At 56.1% G+C, this 537-nt stretch carries 1 protein-coding gene; it reads left to right on the top strand.

All coding sequences use genetic code 11. From position 1 onward, the window contains the following. Positions 1–28: 28 nt before the first annotated feature. The coding region (locus tag B2W52_RS13495; RefSeq protein ID WP_476738537.1) for a transposase family protein at positions 29–537 on the top strand (509 nt) is incomplete at its 3' end.

Below are 537 nucleotides of genomic sequence, written 5' to 3'. Positions count from 1 at the left end.
TCCATTCACCCAGTCAGTGCATCGGCCCATGCGTACCTTCACCCTCCAGCAATCAAAGACCGAAGTCTACACTCCCCACGGCGGGCTGGCTCTGGTGGGCCACTGCCTGAATCGGCACACGTCGCTGCCCCAAACCACCCGCACCGTGGTCAAGCGTCACGGTATTCCGAACATCGACCTGATCCGAACCTATCTGGGCTTGATCACGCTCGGCAAGAGTGATTTCGAGGCCGTGGAGTCAGCGCGTACAGATCCCTTTTTTAAATCCGCCATGGGGATCAAACAATCGCCCTCCTCGGCCCGATTACGGCAGCGATTTGATGAAGATGCCAAGGCACTCACGCCCTTATTGGAGGATGCCAGCTGTGAGTTTTTGACGTCCGTCGAAGCGCCGGTTTCTCCCCTGAAAATGGGGCATGTGGCCTTAGACATGGACGTTTTCCCTATGGATAACAGCCAGACGAGCAAGGAAGGCGTCAGTTACACCTACAAGGGGCACGACGGCTATGCGCCCATTGTTAGTGGCCAATTAAAATG

Origin of the sequence: Marinobacter sp. UBA2498 (assembly GCF_002341575.1) — a bacterium.
GTDB lineage: Bacteria > Pseudomonadota > Gammaproteobacteria > Pseudomonadales > Oleiphilaceae > Marinobacter > Marinobacter manganoxydans.
Note: the sequence above shows the minus strand (reverse complement) of the source record. Positions and strands in the feature narration are given on the sequence as shown.